Origin of the sequence: Amycolatopsis sp. NPDC049868 (genome assembly GCF_044461365.1) — a bacterium.
GTDB lineage: Bacteria > Actinomycetota > Actinomycetes > Mycobacteriales > Pseudonocardiaceae > Amycolatopsis.
The window spans coordinates 37,257-59,475 of record NZ_JBITKV010000012.1 but is presented as its reverse complement, the minus strand read 5'-3'; the positions used below and the strand labels follow the sequence as shown (position 1 = coordinate 59,475).

15 protein-coding genes and 2 pseudogenes (1 of these 17 running past the window's edge) are annotated in these 22,219 nt (G+C 66.3%); 8 read left to right on the top strand and 9 right to left on the bottom strand.

Annotation, left to right across the window (positions count from 1 at the left end; translation table 11 throughout):
- Positions 1 to 255: 255 nt before the first annotated feature.
- Positions 256 to 1,535 (bottom strand): annotated as a pseudogene (locus ACIBTM_RS36025) (IS256 family transposase).
- A 545-nt stretch (positions 1,536 to 2,080) separates the two neighbouring features.
- Here ACIBTM_RS36025 and ACIBTM_RS36020 point away from each other — a divergent pair.
- The 4 genes and pseudogenes from ACIBTM_RS36020 to ACIBTM_RS36005 all read left to right on the top strand — a co-directional run bounded on the left by ACIBTM_RS36020 (position 2,081) and on the right by ACIBTM_RS36005 (position 4,429).
- Positions 2,081 to 2,548 carry a hypothetical protein gene (locus ACIBTM_RS36020; RefSeq protein ID WP_395881631.1) on the top strand — a complete coding sequence of 156 codons (468 nt, stop codon included), beginning with the start codon at positions 2,081 to 2,083 and terminating at the stop codon, positions 2,546 to 2,548.
- Positions 2,545 to 3,558 (top strand): methyltransferase, encoded by a 1,014-nt coding sequence (locus ACIBTM_RS36015; protein ID WP_395881630.1) that lies wholly within the window; start codon positions 2,545 to 2,547, stop codon positions 3,556 to 3,558. The genes ACIBTM_RS36020 and ACIBTM_RS36015 overlap by 4 nt, the downstream gene beginning before the upstream one ends.
- 125 nt (positions 3,559 to 3,683) lie before the next feature.
- Positions 3,684 to 4,310: pseudogene (locus ACIBTM_RS36010) on the top strand (ATP-binding cassette domain-containing protein); the annotation flags it as partial.
- Between the two features lie 5 nt (positions 4,311 to 4,315).
- Positions 4,316 to 4,429, top strand: coding sequence for a DUF397 domain-containing protein (locus ACIBTM_RS36005; protein WP_395881629.1), 114 nt, complete (start codon positions 4,316 to 4,318; stop codon positions 4,427 to 4,429).
- Positions 4,430 to 4,553: 124 nt separating this feature from the next.
- Here the strand turns inward: ACIBTM_RS36005 and ACIBTM_RS36000 are convergent, their stop codons facing one another.
- From ACIBTM_RS36000 to ACIBTM_RS35985, 4 genes are all read right to left on the bottom strand, one after another.
- A complete protein-coding gene (locus tag ACIBTM_RS36000) occupies positions 4,554 to 4,820 on the bottom strand; it encodes a hypothetical protein (protein ID WP_395881628.1) in 267 nt (88 codons plus the stop codon).
- A gap of 33 nt (positions 4,821 to 4,853) precedes the next feature.
- Positions 4,854 to 5,015, bottom strand: a complete 162-nt coding sequence (locus ACIBTM_RS35995; protein ID WP_395881627.1) for a hypothetical protein — start codon at positions 5,013 to 5,015, stop codon at positions 4,854 to 4,856.
- Positions 5,016 to 5,106: 91 nt separating this feature from the next.
- Positions 5,107 to 5,469, bottom strand: coding sequence for a hypothetical protein (locus ACIBTM_RS35990; RefSeq protein ID WP_395881626.1), 363 nt, complete (start codon positions 5,467 to 5,469; stop codon positions 5,107 to 5,109).
- A 55-nt stretch (positions 5,470 to 5,524) separates the two neighbouring features.
- Complete coding sequence (locus ACIBTM_RS35985; protein ID WP_395881625.1) at positions 5,525 to 5,683, bottom strand: hypothetical protein; 159 nt, start codon at positions 5,681 to 5,683, stop codon at positions 5,525 to 5,527.
- Between the two features lie 822 nt (positions 5,684 to 6,505).
- Between ACIBTM_RS35985 and ACIBTM_RS35980 the strand changes: the two genes are divergently transcribed.
- Positions 6,506 to 6,661, top strand: coding sequence for a hypothetical protein (locus ACIBTM_RS35980; protein ID WP_395881624.1), 156 nt, complete (start codon positions 6,506 to 6,508; stop codon positions 6,659 to 6,661).
- 119 nt (positions 6,662 to 6,780) lie between these two features.
- On the opposite strand, the gene ACIBTM_RS35975 is transcribed toward ACIBTM_RS35980, so the two are convergent.
- Together ACIBTM_RS35975 and ACIBTM_RS35970 are read right to left on the bottom strand one after the other, a co-directional pair.
- Positions 6,781 to 9,228, bottom strand: coding sequence for a BTAD domain-containing putative transcriptional regulator (locus ACIBTM_RS35975; protein ID WP_395881623.1), 2,448 nt, complete (start codon positions 9,226 to 9,228; stop codon positions 6,781 to 6,783).
- 4 nt (positions 9,229 to 9,232) lie between these two features.
- Positions 9,233 to 12,400 carry a BTAD domain-containing putative transcriptional regulator gene (locus ACIBTM_RS35970; RefSeq protein WP_395881622.1) on the bottom strand — a complete coding sequence of 1,056 codons (3,168 nt, stop codon included), beginning with the start codon at positions 12,398 to 12,400 and terminating at the stop codon, positions 9,233 to 9,235.
- Positions 12,401 to 13,133: 733 nt separating this feature from the next.
- Between ACIBTM_RS35970 and ACIBTM_RS35965 the strand changes: the two genes are divergently transcribed.
- The 3 genes from ACIBTM_RS35965 to ACIBTM_RS35955 all read left to right on the top strand — a co-directional run bounded on the left by ACIBTM_RS35965 (position 13,134) and on the right by ACIBTM_RS35955 (position 15,513).
- On the top strand, positions 13,134 to 13,685 hold the full coding sequence (locus tag ACIBTM_RS35965) for a GTP-binding protein (RefSeq protein ID WP_395881621.1): 552 nt from the start codon (positions 13,134 to 13,136) through the stop codon (positions 13,683 to 13,685).
- Positions 13,686 to 13,873: 188 nt separating this feature from the next.
- Positions 13,874 to 14,953, top strand: a complete 1,080-nt coding sequence (locus tag ACIBTM_RS35960; RefSeq protein ID WP_395881619.1) for a YrhB domain-containing protein — start codon at positions 13,874 to 13,876, stop codon at positions 14,951 to 14,953.
- The gene (locus tag ACIBTM_RS35955) at positions 14,953 to 15,513 is read left to right on the top strand and encodes a type VII secretion system-associated protein (RefSeq protein ID WP_395881618.1); all 561 of its coding nucleotides are present in this window, start codon (positions 14,953 to 14,955) and stop codon (positions 15,511 to 15,513) included. Before ACIBTM_RS35960 ends, ACIBTM_RS35955 begins: the two co-directional genes overlap by 1 nt.
- Before the next feature lie 30 nt (positions 15,514 to 15,543).
- Here the strand turns inward: ACIBTM_RS35955 and ACIBTM_RS35950 are convergent, their stop codons facing one another.
- Positions 15,544 to 16,227 carry a response regulator transcription factor gene (locus ACIBTM_RS35950; RefSeq protein ID WP_395881617.1) on the bottom strand — a complete coding sequence of 228 codons (684 nt, stop codon included), beginning with the start codon at positions 16,225 to 16,227 and terminating at the stop codon, positions 15,544 to 15,546.
- Between the two features lie 97 nt (positions 16,228 to 16,324).
- Positions 16,325 to 22,219, bottom strand: partial view of a hypothetical protein gene (locus ACIBTM_RS35945; protein WP_395881616.1) — the end only. The gene runs 34,620 nt beyond the window's last position; only the last 5,895 of its 40,515 coding nucleotides appear in the window; the start codon falls outside the window, past its right edge — the gene reads right to left on this strand; the stop codon is at positions 16,325 to 16,327.

Sequence of the window (22,219 nt, the reverse complement as noted above, 5' to 3'; positions counted from 1 at the left end):
GATGCGGCGCCGCCGACGTGTGGCGAGGCGGCAGTGGAGCCTCCCAGTACGGCAGTCCGCCGGATTGGCCAGGCTAACCGTGGCTAGTGTGCCTTCGCGCGTGGACCGCCAAGGTTGAGCTGTTGCTTGATGCCACTGTCAAGTTTGAGCTGGTCAGGGGTGCCGGTGAAGCCGCGGACGGCATCAAGCAGCCTCAGATCACTGCGGCCGGTGAGGGGTCTGTCAAACGAGCGGTGTAAGTCGGGTTGACGGAAACTACTTGCGTCCGGCGGCCAGGCGGCCGTCGAAGGCGATCTCGAACGCGTTGAGCGCGGGTTTCCACCGCATGGTCCAGCGTTTGCGGCCGGTGCCGGTCGGGTCCAGGCTCATGATCGCCATGTAGACACATTTCAGCGCGGCCTGCTCGTTGGGGAAGTGCCCGCGGGCCTTCACAGCGCGGCGGATGCGGGCGTTGACGCTCTCGATCGCGTTGGTCGAGCAGATCACCCGCCGGATCTCCGGATCGAACGCGAGGAACGGCACGAACTCGGCCCAGGCGTTGTCCCACAACCGCACGATCGCCGGATATCGGGCGCCCCAGGTCTCGGTGAACTCGCCGAACCGCTCCTTTGCGGCGGGCTCGGTCGGTGCGGTGTAGACCGGTGTGAGGGCCTTGGCGATCGCGTCCCAGTGCTGACGCCCCGCGTAGCGGAAACTGTTGCGCAGCAAGTGCACCACGCAGGTCTGGGTGATCGTCTGCGGCCAGACGGTGGTGATCGCGTCGGGCAGGCCGGTCAGCCCGTCGCAGACGACCATGAGCACGTCGGCCACGCCGCGGTTCTTCAGCTCGGTGAGGACGTGCAGCCAGTACTTGGCGCCCGCGCCGCCGTCGCCGGCCCACAAGCCAAGGATGTCCCGGCGGCCCTCGCAGGTCACCGCGAGCGCGACATAGATCGGCCGGTTGGCCACCTGCCCGTCACGGATTTGACGTGGATAGCGTCGATGAAGATCACCGGATAGACCGGGTCCAGGGGCCGGTTCTGCCATTCGGTCATGCCCTCGACCACCTTGTCGGTGATCGTGGAAATGGTCTGCCGCGACACTTCGGCGCCATAGACCTCGGCCAGGTGTGCGAAGATCTCCCCGGTGGTCAATCCCTTGGCGGCCAACGAGATCACCATCTCGTCCACACCGCCAAGGCGCTTCTGCCGCTTCGCGACGATCTTGGGCTCAAAGCTGGCGTCCCGATCTCGCGGCACGTCGATCTCGACCGGGCCGACATCGGTCAGCACGGTCTTCGAGCGGGTGCCGTTGCGCGAGTTGCCGGTCCCGCGGCCGGCCGGGTCGTGCTTGTCATAGCCGAGGTGATCGGTGATCTCGCCCTCGAGCGCGGACTCCAGCAACCGCTTGGTCAGCTGCTGCAGCACCCCGCCCTCACCGGTCAGCTTCAGCCCGCTGGCCTTGGCGGTGCTCAGCAGCTGCGCGACGAGCTGCTCGTCCAAGCCGTCCAGGCCGGTCAAGGGCTTCGAGTCCTCAGCGTTCTCCACGCCGGACATCATGTCGGTCATCAGGTGCACTTCCATGATCGGGAGTTACATCGCTCGTTTACAGTCCCCTGTCTCACCCGCGCGACGGATTTTGTGCCGACACATCTTTCAACACTGTTCGAATCTTCTGCCGCAAGGTAACGTCATGACTTGCTCATGGACGTGATAGCCATTTTCAAAGTAGTAGTTGTTCTCGCATGCGAATGGTGAATTCGCCACATTTAAGGGGTCGAAGTGTTTGAAGCTACACGAGGAAGAATGCGTAGGATAGCCAAGACGGCGGCGGTCCTGACCGTACTCACATCGGGCGGTGTCGTCGTGACTCAGGCTGCGATGCCGCCCCGCAAGCGCACGCGAGCGTGTGGGACAGCTGCCGGGATGCGGCCAGGAAGGTGTTGCAGTGGTTCGGGTCCTTCGACACCGCACACGTGAATCACAATGGTGGCGGACATGAAGCCCCGGATGGGCATATCGGCCGAGCCGATCTTGACGCTATTAGGTTGCACGGACTGCCACCGGGTCACGCCAACCCAGAAGAAAGCTTCTACACACGGTTGCGCAAGCGCATCCTCGTCACCCATGTCGTGTCGACGGGCGCCTGGATCGGTATCGACGTCCTCGCCGTCGTCCTGGGGGCGATCGGCTGGATCCGCGCGGGAGACGACCGCACCACCGTGTACCAGGCGCTCGCGGACTTCTTCGTCGTCCCCGTCCTCCTGACGGCGCTAACCGCGCGGATCGTCTGCCTGGTCACCGGCGTCCTCCTGGGACTGGCGACCAAATGGGCACTCCAGCGCTACTGGTGGGTGGCGGTGAAGCTGGCCCTCAACCTCGTCGCCTGCGCGATGATGCTGGCCTTCCTCGGCCCCATCACCGAACTCTCCACGGGCGAGCAACCGTTGCGGGACATCTGGTTCGTCTCGTTCCTCGCCGCCACCGCACTGGCTCTCCTGACCTTCGCCACCATGCTCTCGGTCTTCAAGCCGTGGGGCCGGATCCAGAAAGTGAACACATACCGATGACAGCCGAGCAGGAACACTTCTCTCAGGTCTACCACCTCATCATGGCCGCGTGGGGCAGCCAGGCGGTCCGGGCGATCGCCTCGCTGTCGGTGGCCGAGCACCTGGACAGCGGGCCCTTGTCCGCACAGGACATCGCGCTGCGGGAGTCGGCCGACCCGGCCATGACCTACCGCCTTCTGCGGGCAGGTGTCGCGCTGGGCCTGCTCACCTACGACGCGGACCAGGGAACCTTCTCACCGACCCCGATGCTCGCGGTGCTGCACAAGGATTCCCCGGTCTCGCTCAAGCACTACGCCCAAGCCGCCATCGGACCCACGTTCTGGCTCCCCGCGGTACTCCTGCCCGAATCGGTCGCTATGGGCTCCCCTCAAGTAGTTCAGGTGCTCGGGTCGTCTGTCTTCGAATACTTCGGCAAGAACCCCGCCGAAGCACGCCAGTTCAGCGCAGCGATGACCGACCTCTCGACGCCGGTGATCCGCGAAGCCGCGGCCGCCATCGATGTCGGCACGGCGAAGACTGTCCTCGACGTCGGCGGCGCGTATGGCGCCTTCGTGAGCGAACTGGTGCGACGGAATCCACGGCTGACCGGTTCGGTCCTGGAACTCGCCCACGTCGCGGCGGCCGTCGAGGACGAAACCCGCGAACGCGGGCTCGAAGGCCGGATCACCGGTGTCGCCGGAGACTTCTTCGAGTCCGTGCCCGCCGCCGACATCTACCTCCTCAAACACGTCCTGCACGACTGGGACGACACCTCGTGCCGCTCGATCCTGTCGAACATCCGCGATGCCATGCGGCCAGGCGCCCGCCTGTTCATCGTCGAGATGCTGATCAGCGACACCGGTGCGAGTACAGGTGCCGCACTCATGGACATGGCGATGCTGTTCGCCACCACGGGACAGGAGCGGGACCTCACCCAGTTCGACACCCTGCTCACCGCCGCCGGGCTACGGCGGACACAAGCGACTCCCCTGCTCTCCCCTTACGTCCTGCTCGAAGCCGAAGCGGCCTGAGGCAGAGCCGGCGCGCGTTCATCGGAATACACCGTTCGCGGTACCTGCGTTGTCTGCGCCGGGACGACGCGCACCACCGAGCGAACGGCGATTCTTCAGGTGAACGGAACAGCCCGAGGAGAACGATGATCGAAGTAGAGAACCTCGAAAAACGCTACGGCACGAAAAAGGCTCTCGACGGGCTCAGCTTCACCGTCGAACCCGGTGTGGTGACCGGCTTTCTGGGGCCCAACGGCGCCGGGAAGTCGACGACGATGCGCATCCTGCTCGGCCTGGCCACCCCGACCGCGGGGACGACGAGAATCAACGGCAAGCGCTACACCCGGCATCGGGCGCCACTACAGGAGATCGGCGCGCTCCTGGAGGCGCGGGCGGTGCACCCGGGGCGATCGGCACGGGACCATCTGCTGGCACTCGGCGCCACGCACGGCATCACCGCCGGACGGGTCGACGAGGTGCTGGATACCGTCGGGTTGACGGCCGTGGCGCGCAAACGAGCCGGCGACTTCTCCATGGGGATGGGGCAACGGCCGGGGATCGCCACGGCGCTGCTGGGTGATCCGCAGACCGTGATGCTGGACGAGCCGGTGAACGGTCTCGACCCCGACGGGATCAAATGGATCCGGCATCTGCTCAAGGACCTGGCCGCCGAGGGGCGCACGGTGTTCGTCTCGTCGCACCTGATGAGCGAGATGGCCCTGACCGCCGATCACCTGATCATCCTCGGCCGGGGACGGCTCATCGCCGACGTCTCGGGGTGATCGGGGTTCGCGACACCAAACTCGGTGCCGCAAGTCCGATCCTCGCGTTTGACCCCACCGAATGGGCCGCCTTCGTCCGGGGTGCCAAGGACGGCGAGTTCGACATGTGATCGGTTAACGATTACCAGCGACAGGTTGCCCCAGCCAAAAGAAGTGGCTGGGGCAACCTCCATTGAGCCTAGAGTCCTGCCCCAGATTTGGGCCACGCCATCCGCGAGCCGCACACGACGTTGGCTACAGGTCAGGATGGGCGAGTCCTGGCGGGAGCGGTAGCTCGTCAGGTTGGTGGAATCGTGGGCCAGCCGAAAACACGCCATTCTCCTCCTTGATCGGGCCGCCGGTGGAGCGTGATGAACAGGGGGCGACGATGGGGAATCCGTCGTTGGCTACCTGTCGGGTGCGGTCGATGTCGGGCAAGAACTTCACGTAGGCGGTGTCCTGGTCCAGGTAGTGCACCCTACTGGCAAGGCTATGTCTGGCCAGCGACGTCTTGAGCTTCACCGAAGTCGCCCCAGGCCGGTATGGATTCTGGTGTCAGCGCGGCGCGCAGTTTCCCGACGTGCCCTTGGTCAGGTCCATGTTGATCAGCGCGAAGAAGGCCCAGCCGGTGAACGCTGGATTGGTCAAGACATGCGGGCCGAAGCTCGCCATCGCCTCGTCGTCATCCGCCTCGATAAGGCCGATGGCCGCGTGCATGGAACTGTGCAGGTCTTCGACTGCCCGCTGTCGGCGACCCAGAACGCCAGCCGCCCGACGTGCCTGCGGATGCCCCGGACCCGTTCCAGGATCAGCTTCGTCTCGTCCACCCCGAGCGCGCTGGCCAGCGATCCAGCACGACGATCGCCGAGGACGCCTTCCGCCCAGCCGGGAGGTCAACCACCACGGCCCAGCCTTCGCCCTCACGGGTCGGGTGGGCGAAGAACGTCAGCCCCTCCTTCGAACCGATCACCTTCGCCGCCCGAAGCACCTCCACCAGCATGCCTCCGTTGATCGCCCAAGCGAGGGTACGGGTGCCAGGGAAGACGTTATTCCGGCCCGGCGAACCGTCCTTACGCCGCACCGCGGCGGCGAGTGCGACCGACGCTCCGACGGCGGCGATCGACCACACGACCGGTCCGTAGACCGGTTCGACGGCCACCAGCCCGGACATGGGTTCGGGCTGGTGGCAGGAAGCTCACCGGGCCGAAAACCGCCTAGCGGCGGGTTTAGATCATGCCGACCTTCGCGCCGATGATCGCGGCGAGCAACCGAAGGTCGACGTTGTGCACGATCGCCACGACTACCAAGATCAGCAGTCCGACGAGGCGAAGGCCGCGCATGAAACGCCTGTACAAGACCTTGCTGCCCAGGATCTTCAACGCCACGTCCCAGCGGGTAACACCCCGCTGGCCACGCCTTCTACGCCCTCTCCTGCGGTTCGACGGTTCGGGCGAATTTTTCCGACGATCCGACTCGTCAGTAGTACGCTTCGACATTGCGGCCTCACTTACCTAGGTAGCAGCCCGGGTGGTTTTGTCGCGCTGGCGCCTGACTGTTAGCGCAGTCAGGCGCTTTCAGTTGCGGTACGTCGTGCAAGGTCAGATTTCGTCGACGTGCATGCTCACGCTGTGCCAGCCTGCGCATTCCCGTTAAAGGATCTTCCTCTCAGTTGCTGAGATAGATGTTCCTGCGATCTCCATCATCGTGGCAAGTGTCATATGGATTAACCCCCGCCACCCATATTTCGCAGTCTGGCGATGTTCTCACTCGCTTGCGAGGTTTCTTCTCACATGCAGTGCTGGATTGCGAGCCGCCGTTCAGGTGCTTTGGGCGTGCCATGACTCGTTCGGCGGCTAATCGTGACCTCGCTGCGTCAGCGCGCTTTCAGCATGAAATTTAAGCGATGGTCAAAGAACGTCATCGTTCCGTTACCAAATCTGGGAACGGCTCACCGGATTGCTACTCAGCGTGAGTACCCGTCGGTTCTGAACACAATCGCTCAAGAGAAAGGACAGGTAGGGGCCGCGGTTGACCATGCTGAGGCCGGGGCGGCGGAGGCGCTTGATCTCCACAGCCGGTCTGCATCCGATCAGCGCGTGACGCCGTCGTCGGGGCTACTGGCGAGCTCTGGAGGGCTGGCACTCATGGCGACTAGTGGGGGAAGGCTGACGATCTCGGCGTGACAACCGGTCAGCTCGCCCAGGTAGGTGCTCGCCCAGACGGGCGTCGCGGCAATCCCCGGAACGGGGCGGCGCACTTGGCTCGAGCAGAACGTCGCCGCCGCAGCCATTGAACTCGACGTGGCCACCGTTGCCGAGATGAGCGCCTCGATTGCCTTGGGCATGGCCTCCATCCAGAAATGACTCAGAACGCTTCTGATCTTGGTTTAGGTGCAGATATCCGCTTTGAGCGGACTAGTTCACCGGTTCGGGATTTCGCCGGCTTGAAAAGTGCGGGTCAGCTCCGGTCTGATACTGCGGCATCATCGGTCCGATGCCCGGAGCCCAGTGGCGTCGGCAGCCTCGAGATCACCGCGACGGAAGTCGGCGAGCTGGCGCCGGTGGCGTTGTCGCCAAACCTCCGGGACAGCCGGGTCGTCGACCGCCTCGGTCAAGATCGCGGCCGCACCTTGGACTTCTCCAGAGCGGAACAGCGCCTGTGCGAGCAACTGGCGCATCTCGGCGGCCACGGCGGGATCGGTTGCGATCTCCATGGCGAGCCGTGCCTCGTCCTCCGGCGGTTGATCGAGCCTGAAGCGCAGGCGGGCGAGCGCGGCGACGATCACCTCGCGACGCGAGTCGGTCGTGGCGCAGCCGTCCAAAGCCCTGGCCAGTAGGTCCACCGCGATCAGCGGCGCCCGCTCCGACACCGAGGTGTGATTGTCGGTCAGCCATTCCACCACCCAGGCGTCCATCTCTCGTGTCGCCGCGATCTGCTCCGCGACGCGACTTACCGACGCGCCTGCCGACGCGAGTGTCTCGGCGGCTTGGCGATGCAGGCTGATTCGAGCGCCGACCGGGATCCCGTCATAAAAAGCGAGCCGGAACAACGGCTGCCGGAACGCGAGGTGACTTCCGCCGTCGACGACGATGCGGGCGGCCACCGCCTCCTGGAACGCGGCGAGCAGCTGAGTCGGTTGCTTCCCGGTCACCGCGACAACGTCTGCCACGGTGAATTCGGTGCCGAGCAGAGCCGCCCACCGTAACGTCTCGCGAGTGTCCCCGGAAAGCAGGTCGAGATGTCGCCGGATGGTGTCCACCAGGCCGCGCGGCGCGGTATAGGTCGCGGAGTCCCTGAGCTCGGTGAAGCCCGCACCTGTGACCAGTGCTTGTTCACGAACGAGCCCTTCGGTCAATTCGGTGATGTAAAGCGGGTTACCGGTGGTCCGTTCGACCAGATCCCGCAGTTCGGGGCCGGCCCGCACGCCGATGAGGGTTTCGTGCAGTTGGAGGGCTTCGTCGGCCGAGAGTGGACCGATGGGGATGACCGCCCCGCCCTCGTCCTCGATCATTTGCCTCAGCCGGGCGAGTTCGGCGCTACGCGGTACCGGCCGCGCCACGGCGATCAGCAACAACGGCAGTTTCCGAGTCGCCAAGGTGAGGCGTTGCCACAACAGGACGCTGGACTCATCGGCCCACTGGATGTCATCGATGACGAGGATGAGTGGTGCCCGCGCACACAGCTCATCCACCAGCGAGAATGCCTCACCGGCAACCGAGGGAACCAGGTCTCGCTCGGCCTCCGTACCCGGCTCGCCGTACACGCCGGTCAGGGCGGCGGGGCTGCGCGAATAGCGGAGCGTCTCACCAGCCCCGAGACAGCTGAAGATCACCTGGCAAGGGCTGTGCACAGACAGCTCGTCAGCGATCGTCCACCCGATTTGGCAACTACGGGATCGAATGTCGAAGAGAGCGTTGACCAGCAGCTCGGACTTGCCGATGCCGAAATCCCCTTCGATCAACACACTGCTGCCACGCCTTTCGCACACGTCGTCGACCAGTGCCCGAAGCCGATTCAGCTCGGTTTGCCTCCCGACGAACGTGGGACGCACGCCGGACTCGATCCTCCCGGTGACCGGTGCGGGAAGAACGACGTGACGTTCCTGTTTCGCTGGTGCGGCGTAGCTCCGAGTGCGGTCACGTGGCGCGGCTTCCAGAGTCGGGTCCCCGGTGAGGATCCGGGCGTGCAGCTTTCGCAATGGGGCACCCGGCTCGACCCCGAGCTCCGCCGCGAGGGTGGCTCGTGCATCGCGGAACACCGCCAGTGCCTCCGCGTGCTGACCACTCCGGTAGTGCGCGAGCATCAGCAGCTCACGGAACCGCTCACGCAGCGGGTGTTCACGGCTGAGCCCGGTGAGTTCGGCGACGAGATCCTGATGCTCACCCAATTCGAGCACTACCTCGGCGCGCAACTCGAGCGCGGTTACGCGCAGTTCGGCCAGCCGAGCCCGTTCCTGTTGCGGGGATTGCCCGGCCAGCCCGGGCAGGGGTTCGCCCAGCCACAGCGCGAGAGCCTTGTCGAGTGAGGCGACCAGCTCTCGCGGGGCGATCGTCTCCCGGTGCCCGCGAATGTCGGCAAGCGATCGCTCGAACTCGAGGACATCGACGCGCAGGGGATCGACGTGCAAGGTGTAGCCGGCAGAACCCGTAGTCAGCAAGGCGCTCGCCACCCCTTGCTCGCGTTCCGGTTCGAGTGCGCGCCGGAGGCCGGACACGTACGTGTGCACGCTGCCGAGCGCGCTCGCCGGCGCTTGCGGACCCCACACCGCGGAGACCAGCTCCCCGCCGGTCACCGTGTGTCCAGCCCTGATCGCGAGCGCTGCGAAGATGGCGCGCTGACGTGCTGGACCGAGTTCCAGCTCCTTCGCCCCGCGCCAGGCCCGTATCGGGCCGAGAACCTCGATACGCAGGCCCTCGCCGTTGTCTGTCATCTGCCTAGCCGGAGCCGCTTGCTCGGCTGCGGCCAGGGGCACTGGCGAAGGTGCACCCGAGAGCCTTCATCTCGGCCCGCAGCCGCCGGATGGCCGAGAGCGCGCCAACTTCACGGTAGACCGTGGTCGCGGTGTCGAAGGCTTCGCGTGCTTCGGCTTTTCGCCGGTGCTTGGCAAGCAGCCAGGCGGCGTCCCCGAGCGCGGCCAGGCCCAGCTGGTTCACGCCACTGGTGCCGTTGGCCACCCGAACGACCTCGTCGGGGTCGTCCTCGACGAGCGCACGGCAATAGGACCGCAAGATGTCCTGCTCGGCCGCCCGGCCATACCTCGATTCGGCCACGCGTAGCACTTGCTGGGCACAATGCCGGTCTTCGAACCGCGCAGCCAGCCGGGCGAGCCCGGGCAGCCAGAGAAACCTCGACTGCAGTGCATCCGCCCGGTCGGTGAGCGGCTGGAGGGTGTCAAGAGCTTCGCGTGGCCTTCCAGCCAGCTCCGCCAGCCCCGACTCGGCCATGAGCACGAAGTCGCTGCCCGGATGGCTCTCGGCTGCCGGATCCGTGTACGTGCTCGCTTCGCGCAGATGGTGCTCAGCCGTTTCCCGCTGGTCGCGATAGACGGCGACCAGCGCGGCGAGGCCGTGCAGCAAGACACCGGATCGGTACAGGACGTACGACGTGTACTGCTCGGGGCCGAACAGTGACTCCAGTTCTGTCTGTGCCATGCGCCAGTCGGCCGTCCAGTAGCCGTGGATCGCGTTCGTTAGATGGATTTCACCCGGCAGCGCCTCTTTGAGGGCAAGTCGCCACGACTCGGCGACCGCCGGCCCATCGGTTCCCACGATGGAGGCGCGAGCGTCTCCGTCGAGCACCTCGTACCAACCCCCGGAGAACAGCGGCGGCGGGGAGGCCCAGTCGCGGAGATCAAGGACAGTGCTGCCCGACAAAGCGCCGAGCAACAGGTCGTGGCGAGCACGCCAGACGCCGGCCAGGCGCGGATTCCCCACGGCTCGGTCCACTTCGTCACGCGCCGCTTCGCTTCGGCCGCGGCGGTGGTGAAGGTACGCCAAGATCCAGCGCATCTCGGCGACGACGTCAGGGTCGCCTGTCCTGGTGAGGAGCGACCTGATCTCGGCATCCGGTTCACGCCCGAGCCAGAACAACAGCCGGACGAGCCCTGCCAAGAGGTCCGGCGAGGCCGAGTGGAGGACCTGGTTGAAAAGATCGACCGCCAGCTGTGGTTTCTCGATCGCGACGGCGCCGAAGTCGCGGGCCAGCCAGGCACCGACCCACGGATCGGTGAGTTTGGCGGCAGCCACCTGCTCGGCGACCTGTGACGCGGACGCTCCGACCTCCATCAGTTTTTCCGCCAGTTGCCGGTGGAGTGCTTCACGCATCGCGCCCGGGACGTTCTCGTACAACGAGACCTGGACGAGCCGATGGCGGAATCTCAGCAGATCGCTGTCGGCGATGAGGATCTCGGCCGCAAGCGCCTCTTCGACGCACGCGACGAGGTCGGCAGGTTGCTGCTCCGAGGCCACGGTGATACCGGTGATGGTGAACTCGTCCCCGAGCAGGCTCGCCGACTGCAGCATGGAGCGTGTCGACCGGCTGAGGAAGGCGAGGTGGTTGTTGACCCGTTCGACGAGACAACCGGGTGGCGCGACGGCTACGCAGTCACCCGGCTTCGGCGTATCCGCCACGACAGCCGCGATGATTTCCCTGACATAGTACGGATTTCCTCCCGCGAAAGTGATCTGCTGCCGCAGCCTGTCCGGTACGTCCATGCCGACGAGCTGTTTCGCGATGTCGAAGACATCCGCCAGTTCGAGCGGGCCGAGCGTGAGGTGGCGGCCGATCCCGCTGAGCTTCCGTCTGGCTTGTTCGAGCGGAACGGAGCGCGGTAGCGTCCGGCCCGAACTGATCAGAAGCAGTGGGAGCCGCCCGGTCAGTCCGGACAGCCGGCACCAAATGTCGGCGCTGGCGCCGTCGGCCCACTGGAAATCGTCGGCTACCAAGATCACCGGGCCGGCGGTCGCCCACCGTTCGACGGCCGCGACCATCTCGGCACCGTCGTCACCGTCGCCGACGGCCGGCCCGAGGCAGTCACGGACAACCTGTCCCGGTCGCCCGTTGTCGATCTCCTGCGCGGTGGCCCATCTGAGGCGGACACCGCGCGCCGCGATACCGGTCAGCACCTCGGCCAGTAACGCTGTCTTGCCGACCCCCGGCGCCCCTTCCAGCCACACGACTCCGCCACGGCCCGCGACGACATCGGACACCGCCGACCGCACGAGCCGCAGCTCCTTCTCACGGCCTACGAAGCAGTCGGGACGCTCTGGTAGGACGGCTGCCGCCAGCGCGGAAGCCATGGACACTGGCCTGGACGTGCGACTCTCCGCACCGTCGCCGATGAGCAACCGCTGATGGAGCGTTCTCAGTTCCGCTCCTGGCTCGAGACCGGAGGTGCCGACGAGGGTCGCGCGAGCCTCGGCGAACACTTCCAGCGCCTCCGCCGTACGCCCGCTCTCGTGCAGGGCTTGCATCAGCAAGGCCCGGAGCCGCTCCCTCAGCGGGTGTTCGCGGCACAGGGCGGTGAGCTCGGCCACGAGCTCACGGTGGCGTCCGAGCTCCATGAGGATCTCGGCCCGGCTCTCCACCGCAGCGAGGCGGAGCTCGCCAAGGCTACTTCGCTGCGTCGCGGCGAACGGGCCGGGGAGGTCGGCGAGCGCGTCACCGCGCCAAAGTCCGAGAGCGCGCTCGATGTCCTCGAGCGCTGCCGCCGCCTGCCCCCTTTCACGACGTAGCGCGGCGCTGGCGCGCAGTTCGCGGAAGCGGTGCGCGTCGACCTGTTCCTTGTCGATCTCGAGCGAGTAGCCGGCGACCGACGAGGCCAACAGGCCACGGCTGGACCGCGGTGCCCGCTCGGGTTCGAGTGCCTGCCTCAGCCTGGAGACGTAAGTGTAGATACTGCCGTCCGCACTCGTCGGCGACTCTTCCCCCCATAGTGCTCCGATGAGGTCCTGCCGGGCGACCGTGTGTCCCGGGGCGAGGGCAAGCACGGCCAGCACCGCACAGCGGTGGCCTGGACCGAGGTCGATTTCCCCGTCGTCACGCCAGGCGCGTACAGGCCCGAGGAGCTGGAGCCGCAGTCCCCGCCCGGCATCTCCTGTCATCGCACTCTCCGTGTCGCGCCGAGGGACCGTCGTCTACCGAATATCACCAGAGACCGACCACGCCCGCAGTTCGAACGGAGAAGTGCTCTGGACTAGCCGGCCGTGTCCAACCTTTCCTTCGTACCGGTCCGCTCTTGTCCCGATGGTATGTCGCCCCACAGTGGGGTGTATATCCACAAAGGTTAAGCAAATTTTCGCAACCCCGAGGCCGCACCTCCGCGGCGTCTCACGACGCACGTTCACTCCATCCGCGCATTCTTGACAAATGTGGACACACTGTGCGCCCGTCCCTGCGCTGACTGTAACAAGTCTTGTCCCCGGGGCCGCCGGATAGTGGCAACATATGGTCCACGACGGTTCACTGCGGACGATGCGCACCTGAGTCGACGCCGATTACCTCTCAACCAAGGAAAACACCGGTGCCGGCACGATGCACGCCACGACGGGAAGATGCCCTGCCACCCGACTTTCGGTGAGCCGAGCCGCGAGCGAGTCCGCTACTTTTGTCCATGCCTCAAGTCGAAAACCTCGCACCTCGGCACGAGGGGGCATGGCCGTCCCTTCTCCTTTCGCTGCGCCCAGCGGGATGCCGAAGTTCACATCCCTTCGGGCACTATCCCGAGTTGAAACTCCCTCAGTCGCCATCGACGTCTTCCGGGCCGGTCGACCAGCGGCTTGACTGTCGTCCAGCTACGCGCGCATCGCCGAAGGCCGAAGTAAGGGGCGAAGGATCATGTCGTTGACGTTGCCGGCGAACGAGCCGATCAGCGCCGCGAAGATCGTGGTGGCCGGCGGCCCTGGTGCCGGGACGACGACATTCATCGATTCGGTCTCCGACATCAAGTCGCGGCCGACAGAGCCGGTCGCGATGGACTTCGGCCATACCGCTCTCGGGGACGACCTGCAGCTGTACCTGTTCGGCGCGCCCGACAAAGAGCAGTTCCGGTTCATGTGGGGTGGCCTGGTACGCGGCGCGGTCGGCGCGGTCGTGCTGGTCGACAGTCGTCACGTCGCCGCCGCCTCCACGGCGATCAGCTTCCTGGAGGCCCACCGAACTCCCTACGTGATCGTGGTCAATCTCTTCGATGAGGTCGACCAGCTCCCGGACAAGAGCATCCGGGAAGGGCTGGCGCTCGCGCGGCGAGTCCCCATCCTGCGATGCGACGTCAGGAGGACCACCGAGGTCAAGGAGACAATTCTCGGCCTTGTCGACTATGCCCTGGAGACCTTGGACCTCTTCGAAGCCGACCGGTTCACGGTCGGAGAAACCGCGGAGGAAGCGTGAAAGAGCTGGCCGAGGCAGCACAGAGCTGGCTGAACAGCACCTATGGGGGGCGGGTGAGGCTGGAGACAAGCGAGCCACTCGCAACCGGTGAACGGACGGCATTGTTCGCGTGCCGGTACGTCGAAAGCGAAGAGCCGATGCTCGCCTCAACGCTCTGTGTGCCCCGAGACGGGGCGGAGCCCTTTCCGGTGTCCAACGCCGCGCCACTCGACGAGCGACTGAACTTGTCCGGGCAGCCGGGGGCACAGACGTGGCGGTGGAGGGTCAACGCACGCAACTGCCTGATCGCGATGGACGCCGCGGTCGACCACCGGCCGGTGTCCGCCTTGCCATGGGATCCCGCCGATGAGGCGCCAGGCTGGTGGGAACGGATGCTGGAAAAGCATTTCCCCGGCGCCGAGGTATCGACCTACGTCACCTGGCAGGAAGCCGGGAAGTCCATTTCGGACGGAGGCGCCGGCACGAAGGCGGTCATCTGGCTGCGGCGGAAGTACCACGGCCGCGCACTGACCGGGCATCTGCTCTACGCGGACGTCACCGACGAGGGTGTGGTCTTCATCGACGGCCAGCAAGGCACACTGGCAAAACTGGACGATCGCGAGGTCGACCAGCTCGTGGTGGCGCGGTTCCGGCGCGAACCCGTGACCGAGGACGACCTTTTCGACCCGCCGTGGGAAACCCCCGCCGAGGACTTCGACGAGGCGCTTGAGAAGGCGGAGAGCTGGCTCCAGTTCGCCTACCAGGGTGAAGCCGAGCTGGTTTCACCGGACGAGGAGGACGATTTCGGCCGCGGCTGGCTGTTCGCGTGTACCTCTCGCGCCTTCCTCGCCAGCGGTGAGTGGCAGGACCAGATGCTCGACGCCGCGGTGGTGGTTCCGAAGGACGACGCGGCGCCGTTCGGTTTGCCCAACCATGATCCTTGGGGCTGGCTGGAGGCCTGGGACCAGGGGAAGCGGGTGTCGCAGCCACCACCGCCCGGCGAAGCTGTGTGGTTCGCACCGACGATCGCGCAGATCGGAACCGTGATCGACGTGCGCACGCACGCGCATTGGGCCGGCGTGCTGGACGACGTCTCTTCCCTGCCCCACGGAACGAGGGTCCTGGTGTGGGTACGCCGTAAGGATCACCGCGACCGGGAGACCGTCGGGCATGCGCTGTGGGTGATCAACGAGCCCTATGGAGTCAGGGTCATCGACCCGATGACCGAGGACGGCTTCCCCGCGATCGATCCGGAGGCGTTCGAACTGCGCGTCATCCAGGTCGCGTGATGGCCGCCGCTCAGGAGCCGTTCGAGGCTGGTCGAGAGCCGGAGGCCGCGACACAGGGCCGCCGGCTGATGCTGCTGATCGACCCCGCGTGGCAGCCGTCCGAAGACGACGAGGGACCACCACTCGACGCGGTGCTGGGCGGCTGGTCCTTCGACGAGGACGGCGGCACCCGATGGTTCGAGCCGAACCCGGACTACCGACCTTCGCGGCCGGATTCCCCGACGGATCCGGTCGATGCAGCGCTCCAGGCCGTGGTCCGCGGCGACGCGGACGGTGCTCAACTGCTCGCGGTGCTGCGGGAATCCCCCCTCGGGGTCGCACTCAACGAGGAGGGCGAGGTCATTATCGCCCCGGCCCCGGACGACGTGCCCTCGGTCTTGGTGACCACCGCTCCCGCGCACCGGACACGGTGCGACGTCGCCGGATGGGCGGAGGTCGGGATCGCGGAGCTGGCCGAAGTCCTGCCGGACAAAGGTATCGACGTATTGCTCAATCCCGGTGCACCCTCGTCGCTCAGGATCGAGGCACACTGGATCAAAAACCTGCCCGCCGCCGGGTGAGGGCAACGCGACGGGCGGGGCCCACCGCAGTCACCGGGCCGTTCTGCCGGCGGCGTCGGCGCTGAGCCGGTAACCTACCCCGCGTACCGTGATGATCAGGTCTGGACGGCCCAGCTTGGTTCGCAGATACCCCACATGAACGTCGAGCGTCCGGTTCGCGCCAGGCCATGTCTCACCCCACACTTCGGCGATGATCCGTTCCCGGCGGCAAACGTCGCCGTCCGCGGCGGCGATCATGACGAGCAGCTGGAATTCCTTGCGAGACAACGTGATGGGCTCGCCACCGGCGAACACCTTGTGGCCGGGGACGTCCACCTCCACATCGCCGAAGCGAAGGGGTTCAGGCCGGCTCGCCAGACCGATGGCCCGCCGCCGCAGCACGGCGCGCACCCGCGCGAGCAGCTCGTCCACGTTGTACGGCTTGACCAGATAGTCGTCCGCGCCCGAGCTCAAGCCGACGATCCGGTCGTCGACCGTCCCTCGCGCGGATACCACGACTATCGCCGCGTCGGTGCCGGCTCGCAGCGCCCGGCACAGGTCGAAGCCATTGACATCCGGCAACCCCAGATCCAACAGCACGACGTCGCAGCCATCGGCGGCCTCCAGTGCCTCGTGACCGGTGGCGACCCACTCGAGGACCACGCCACGCATGGCCAGCGCCGAACGCAGCGCGGCTCCGACATGGACGTCGTCTTCTATCAGCAGCACATGCATCTTGGTGCCTCCCGGTTCCGCCGAAACAGCACGATCGTGCAAGCCTTCCGCGCCGGAAGCACCGGGTTTCGCCGAGGTCTGCCCTGAGATCGCCACATCATGGCCGCCCGGCCTCCCACAGGGCAGAGAGTGCGTTGGCCATCCGTCCGGCGGATTCGCCCTCGCCGATTCGCGCGAACCGGTCCAGGACCGGACCGACCTCCCGCAGATTGAGGTGTAGGCCCCTGGCCAGTGTTTCGAGCGCGTCGCGGAGTGATACAGGCGGCCCGCGTGAGAGGGAAGTCCTCCAGCTGATCAACTCCCTCAGGTCTGATAGCGCTCCTCGACGAAGCCTCAAAGTGCGCAACAGACGGAGCCGATCTTCAAAGGACCACGGCACTTCCCGCAGGTCATCGCCGAACTCCTGCGGGGTGAGGCCCAGCCGGTTCTGCCAGAGCTCGGGAAGACGCCAGTCCATTTCCCTGCGCGGATATGCGAACTCGAACCGGCTGCAGGCCCAGAACGACCAATACCGCCTGACAGGGGCCCGGTCGGGGAGATCGATCTGACCGGTGACGTACTGGGCAAGTGTCGTCGCCGGGACCTCGGGTTGTCCCAACCGGAGGTCCCGGTCGTGCGCGGCGGTGAAGACACCCGACAGCCAGATCAAGTGCCTCGGCTCGTCGGCTTCACGGTCGTCGACGACGTCGAGCAGGTATTGCGGCGTCACCCCCAGCCGATGCGCCAGGTCGGGCAGATCTGCAGGCACCCGGCCGAGCCGCCGGCTCACCCGGTTCAGCGTGTCGCCGTCGATCCGGTACCCCAGCTCCGAAGCCCGATCGATCAGCTGTGACACGGCGTCGGGCGGCGGGATGAAGGGCGTGACCGCGACGTTCTCGATGTGGGTCTTACTCACCCCCAGCCGCTGCGCCCAGGTCACCAACGCGTCATGCTCGCCGAAGTCGTCCACTCCGTCGCTGACGAACAGCCCCGGCCCCAGAAGGCCCGCCAGTTCAGTGAGCGTGTCGACGACACCAAGTCGGTACAGGTCGGCTTGTCGCCCGGTCGCTTTCCGGTGCTCGTGAACGGCGATAGCGATATCTTTGGCGAAGGATTCCACGACATGCGCGTTGTCATCGGCGAAACCGAACACCAGCCGACGGACGTGCGGCGACGGCAACAAGGGCAGGAGATCTCGCACCGGCCGTCCCAACCGCAGACTCAGCGGGATATAGCGATCGGGGTCGAAACCCTGGCTCTCCAGATCTGCCCTCAGTCCCTGGACGATCCGATCCGCCGTTTCCTCCTCGGTGCCCCGCACGATCTGGATCCCCGCCAGGTCGTCACGCAGCCCGACGAGTTCGGCTTTCGCTACCCCCAGTCTCTCCGCCACCTTCGGCACAACGCCCTCCGCGTACCGTGAGAGCCCCACGACGTGGGCCAAACCGCCGGGGTCCTGTGCATTCCGTTCAGCCTGTCGCAACCGTCGCAACGCCGGATCGAGCAGGTCCGGCAGATCGTGCAGCAGCTCGAGCGACACCCTCCGGTTCGTCATCGACTCCAGATGCTTCAGATCCTCCGCTTTCCACTCGAGCCGGTGAAGCAGCTCCGCCAGGAACACCACGTCTCCGGACGTCCGCACCCCGTACCGGCCCAGCCCGGCTCCCAGCCGCGCTACGAGTTCACGGCCGCTGAACGATTCCGCCAGCCGGTCGTCGTCCCCGATAGCGGCCGCGACCTGCTCCTCCAATACGGCAACCCGGCTGGGCGGCAAGCCCAGCTCCTGCACGATCCGGTACAACGGGCGAACAGGCCTGTTCATGCCCGCCGCCAGATCGAGGATGCCGAGGAGCGATTCCCCGACCAGGTTCCTAAGTCCGGCCACCCGGCCGGCATGATCATCCGTCTCTTCGACCAGCCGTCGGTTTTCCGGCCTGGCCTGGTCGACCTCCCTGCGCGCGGCTCCGTCACTGAGCCTTTCCAGCGACCCCAGGGTCCGGTTGGTCTCGCGGAGGTAGTCGTGTGCCCTCACCAGCGGCACGTCCTCCGGCCAGTCCAGCCGCCGACGCAGGGTCGCGGCCCACTCGGGATATCGCGACACCACCGCGCCGACGAACTTCTCGCGCGGTACTTCCACTGACTCGACGAACGCGCGGATCTCCGACGGATCGACCTTGAGCTGAAGCGAAGCATCGAGCAGTTCCGACGGTGTCATTCTCGTCTGCTGCACCAGGACGCGGAACCGGGCCGGAGCAGGCACCCCGCCGAGGATGTCGCTCAGCTCGATCAACGGCTTGAACCGGCCGATTCCTACGATCTCGACCATGCCCTCCAGCGCGTTGCTGTCACGCGCGAACCACGTTCTGGTGACCACGTCCCAGAACTCATGGCGGTGGCACAGGAGCGGAACCATCGGCTGGCCGGCTGTGCTCCCCCAATCGATGGCCTCCTCCCTGAGGCGGTCCGGACTGCTCAAGACGTCCGTTGAAAGATGACGATCCACGATCAGCCGCTGCACCGCGTCCGGCGCCCAGCCCCGAAGAAGGCGGCGCGACAAACTGTTCACATCGTCGCGCAGTGCGGCACCGTCCCCCTCACGTCCCGCCTTGACTGCCTCGACCCGTTGAGGGAAGGCCATCAACACCAGCGGGTCGACACTGTTCGCCCGGACGAAGTCCAGTAGACGTTCAGGGTGGTCGAACCCTGCCTCCCGCGCCAACTGTGGGAGCTCGGAAGGAATCCGCTCCAAGTCCAGGCTCAGCTCCCGGATGTCATTGACCCCCACGCGATCGGCCCCCTCGCCCACATCGGCGAGCAGCGCCACCAGCCGACGAGGGTCCAGCCACGGCCGGGTGCGGAGATCCGCGGCGAAATCCTTACCCCTCATCTGGACCGCCTCGGCCCACCAGTCGCAGAGCCACCGGTCTGCTTCCCGCTCGGGCTGCCCGGCTTCGGCTCGGCTCAGGATCCAGTACAACCGCTCCAGCGGGCCGCGGTGTCCCTGCGAAATTTCGGCCGCGGCGGTGTCGACGCTGATCTTGAGCAGGTCGAATTCCCGGTCTCTCAGCTGCCACGGCAGCCGCACCTGCTGGGCATTCCACGCCGCGACCTGGTTCCAGGCCAGCATGAGGTCGGAAATGGCGGGGGCCAGCCAGGTCAGATGCCTTGGCTCGGCCGGTTCAGCGGACGGCGTCTCGGCGAGCCCGGCCAGATGCTTGTCGGACATCCGCATCCGGCCGGCGAGCAACAGCAGATCGACGGGAATTCGGCCCAACCGCTCGCTGAACTTCAGCAGATCCTTGACCTCTGTTGTTCCGCGCCCGGCCAAGCCGGCTATCTCCGCAGGATCGAACCACGGATAGCCGTTCAGCCGACGGAATTCCTGTTCGGTGATCTGCCACTGTTTCGACCACTTTTCCACTTCGCGAGGAGAATGGTCGTGGGAGGGCAGGTAGCCGCGGAGCCTGCCCGGTGTCCGTGGCAAGACCACGCCTGTCTGACGGTGAGCCGGCGAGGAAAGCACGTCGTTTCCTGGCTGCCCTGCCCTTGGCATCGCCAGCAATTCCTCGTCCTCCGACGCGAACGCGGAAAACTGCTCCTCGTACACACGCAGGTCCTCTTCCAGCTCTTCCCTCCTGCTGAGCCGGTCGTCGGTCGGGCTCAGCGTGGACAGATCGCGGAGTTCCAGCAGACCTTCCAAATACGCCGCGACCAGATCGTCGGTGGACAGCGAGGAAGTGTCAGCGCAGAAGTTCCGGATCAAACGCACGAAATGTGCCGAAGGCAGCAGTGCGTTGAACTCGGTCACCGGGAAACCCAGCCGCGCACTCAACTCCACGTAGCGGGGAAGGCGTCGCTCCCGCGCCACTTGAGGCGAGCCGAACCACACGTTGTACGCGGGCGTGCGATCTCCCAGGCTCTCCTCCAACCAGACGACGATGCGCTCCGCGGCTTCACGGGCTGACGCCGGACGGCCCAGCGGGCCCCGCCGCTCCAGATCGTGCTGAATCGCCTGCTCGAAGTCGTCCCGCAAGGCGACGAGTTCAGGCTTGTTCTCCACCCTCAGCGCACGCGCCACCTCCCTCACCACGGCACCGCTGGGCAACCCCACCACCTCGGCCAGCGCATCGTCGTCAGGAGCCATCTCGGCCGCACGCACCCGCTCGACCACCTCGGCCACGAACGGGCCGGGCAAATCATGCAGCAGCTCCAGCGAAACCCTCCGGCGCCCCGACAACAACTCGAGAAGCCACAGCTCGTCCGGCCTGAGGCCGAGCCGGTCAGCCAGCCCCAGCAACCAGCACACGTCATTGACCGTGCGCACCCCGTACGCTCCCAGCCGATCACGCAGCCGCGCGGCCGGCCTCGCCTGCCCGGCGATCGCGAGCACATGATCACCCAGCACGAACAGGCTCCGCGGAGGTACGTGCAGCTCCACTGCGAGCCCGTACAACCACGCCGCGTCGATGACGGCCGACGGACGACCGGCGCGGTTCAACTTGTCCGCCACCTCGAAGACATCCCGCGGTACTTCCCCGAGGGCCACCGAGAAGGTGGCGAGCCCTTCGGCGTCTTCGTGCCTCAACTTACCGGCGATGTACCGCAACCCGTGTGGGCCGCCCTCGAATCGGAGCCCGACCAGCTTCTCGGCCACTTCACCGGAGACCCCCGGCACCGTCGCGTAAGCACGGGCGGCCTCCGAAGCAGCGGCCGAATAGGACGGGGCTTTCCACACCGCCAGGCGCTCCGCCTCCCCCGCCACGCGCCGCCGCAGATCATCCCCGAGCCGACTCGGTCGCCGCTCGTGAGAGCGATTCGCACCTGCGCTGGTGAGCTGCCGCTCGGCTCCGCGAACGTCGGACGAGCTTTCCGCAGGCAAGCCCATCTCGGTCCGGATCCGCCATTGCCGGGCCGCCCTGACTCGTGCGTCGTCGTCCCACAGGACCGGTGTCGGCTCGTGAGCCGCCAGGAACCGGTACACATCCCGGTGACTCCACTGCCAAGTCCCGGTCTCCGCGCCGTCGAGCCGCCGGATGAACTGCTCTATCCAAGGCTCGATCTCTTCAGACAGCTCGTCGAGATCCGCGGTCGCGAGCTCTTCGACCTGGCCGGGGAACCACCGCAGGGCACGTGGCTCGATGTTGTCCAGCCCAGCGGCCAAGGTGAGGAGCTCGCGTACAGGGGCACCCCATTCTCGGACCAGGCCGGGGAGTTCATCGGGAACCCGCTTCAAGCCAAGGGTCAGGTCCGCCAATTTGTCGATGAGCTCAGGGTCCGTCACACGCAACTCGCGCCGCATGGTCTCCCACCGGTGAAAGTCCATCCAGGGTGCCGCGATGAGCCGGAGTCTGCTGTTGACGTCGGCTATCCCGACGATCGTGGACAGCGGGAGGCCCAGCCACCGATGGGTCTCCTGTCGGTACCGCTCGACCGAGCCCAGTTCCCCCCTGCTCAGCAGCCAGAACCACCATCGGCCGGTGCCGGAGGAAATCTCACTCCCTCCTGGCCGGCTGTCGTTCCAGTTCCGCTCCACGAATTCGAGCTGTCCGACCGCGGCCCTGAGTGTCTCCGCGGCCTTGTCCGCCGAGATCGTCTTGTCAGCCAGGAACGCGAAGAACGAACGTGCCCACAGCAGGTGCCGCGGATCGACCGCGCTGAACGGCGCCGCCCGCGCATAGTTGTCCATCGCGAGGAGGACGTCGAGCAGGCTTCCCGCGGAAACCCCCAGCTGCCGGACAAGCTGAGGCAGATCGGTGAGAAGCCGGCCACGAGTCGCACTCACTTCCACCAGTTTCTTCCGGTCCTCCGGCTGGAGCTCAACCCGCCGAACCAGCTCGCGTATCGGACGCGGATCGAACCACGAGGATCCTGCCAGCTCGCGGAACAGATCCGGGGCGATGTTCAGCTCGCTCGACCACGCGTTGACCTCTTCGGAAGAATAAACGTTACGCGGCAACGCTTGCTGGCTCGTCTCGCTTGTCCGCACACGCGCCTCACCTGCGGGCTCCCCCGT